Genomic DNA, 1,655 nt, shown 5'->3' on the forward strand with positions numbered 1-1,655 from the left:
AAGAAGGTCCCTAACAATAGCAATAACAATATCGCAGCCGCAGAAAAGAGTCGTGTTATATAAAACTGTTTGTTTCCTTTCTGAATTTGTTGCTTTAGTTTATATAAAATATCTGCTTTTACATCTCTGTGTAAATTTAATTTATAGTCAGCCCATTGTATATTTTCATAAGTCAATGAATCGTACCATTGCTCTAACAATGCTTTTTCCTTCTCAGAGATAGTTCCCTTTAGATATTGCTCAGCCCAAATACCTATTTGCTCTTCACTAGGATGATTCATTTATAAAAAAGTGTTTATTTAGAGTCTACACTTTTTTAACAAAACCCCTATGCCGCCCTAAAATAAATATTAAAATATAAATTTTTTAAGTGCGGAGCGTAAATGACCTAATGCTTTTGACATATGATTTTCTACCGTTTTTTGAGAAATATTCAGTTGATTCGAAATTTGTCTTCCACTGAGGCCTGCTTCTCGATTTAGCCTATACACTAGTCTGCATTTTTCTGGTAACTCTAAAATACTTCGTTCCAGATCGGCGCGTAAGGATTCATAATTAATCCAATCTTCAGTAGCATTGCTGGTTGTTACGATCGCTATTTCTCTCATCTTAAGAGCCTGTTTTTGCTTATTTGCGAAATGTGTATATACTTTATACTTAACTGCGCCAGCCAAATAGCACTTTAAATTGCCTTGAACGGATAGTTTTTGTCTTCGCTTCCAAAGCTCGAAAAATATGTTTTGCACTATTTCTTCTGCGTCATTGAAATCGCCCACTTTTGCTAAAGCAATAGTAAAGACCCATTCCCAATATCTGTTATATAATTCGGTGAAAGCCTTCTCATCGCCTTGTTGTAAATATTTCAATAATGTGCCTTCGCTAAACGACTTATATTTATTGGCCATCGAATTTATTTTCATCCGTTTTGTATCATAATGATGCAGTGTAAACGTTTGCGTATTATAATTAAAAAAAATAGCTTCGTTGCTAATTGATAAAATTTGAATCTGGAAATATTATATGCAGCTTACACTTTCTATTATTTTATTTGTAATAATTAGTTAAAATGTTAACACTTATTTGCATAAATGTATGACATATTGAGATAATAAACATTTTTTAACATTACTTTTTTTAGTGGTTCTTAAGAATACGCCCTTTGAAAATATATTTTGCGTCGGTTGCTGATGGACGGGCAATATCTACGCTTTTGCATAGGGATAAACAAATACTTCCTTCTAACGGATCTGAAATAATACGTAGCTATTGGTGCTTGGCGTTGTAAATAGAAGGAGCGTCTGATTTTGTATAAAGAGGCGGCCAGGGGCGTATTCTTTCATAGTGTAAGAAGCCGCAATAGATATTGCGCAAACAGGATTTAGACCGATTCGTTTTTTTATGTAAGCCAGAAGGCCGCCAGCATCTGTAGATAAAAATGTTTAAGTTTTGGGCGAAATGAATCATCATTATTTTAATAATAATAATCAACTGCGTTTTAACACGCATGAGGGCAGGTACGCGATGTCTTTTATCAAAACAAGTTCGGGTAATCCTTTTATGCAGTCAAAAAAACAGGGCTTCTTCCACGACAGATTTATCTTTAAGTGACAGGAATTATCTGCAAACAAGGGCGGCCATTAAGGCGTAATGGTTTA

At 34.2% G+C, this 1,655-nt stretch carries 2 protein-coding genes; both read right to left on the minus strand.

Features of this window, described 5'->3' with window-relative positions:
* A partial coding sequence (locus tag ACQR30_RS06650; protein WP_429733045.1) for a hypothetical protein occupies positions 1 to 281 on the minus strand: 281 nt, incomplete at its 3' end.
* Positions 282 to 350: 69 nt separating this feature from the next.
* Complete coding sequence (locus ACQR30_RS06655; RefSeq protein WP_429733048.1) at positions 351 to 920, minus strand: RNA polymerase sigma factor; 570 nt, start codon at positions 918 to 920, stop codon at positions 351 to 353.
* Between the last annotated feature and the right edge of the window lie 735 nt (positions 921 to 1,655).

Origin of the sequence: Arachidicoccus sp., assembly GCF_050436765.1 — a bacterium.
Lineage (GTDB): Bacteria > Bacteroidota > Bacteroidia > Chitinophagales > Chitinophagaceae > Arachidicoccus.

Excerpts from the sequence above, each read along its gene's own strand:
- ACQR30_RS06655 (WP_429733048.1), bottom strand. The coding sequence starts at position 920 with ATGAAAATAAATTCGATGGCCAATAAATATAAGTCGTTTAGCGAAGGC.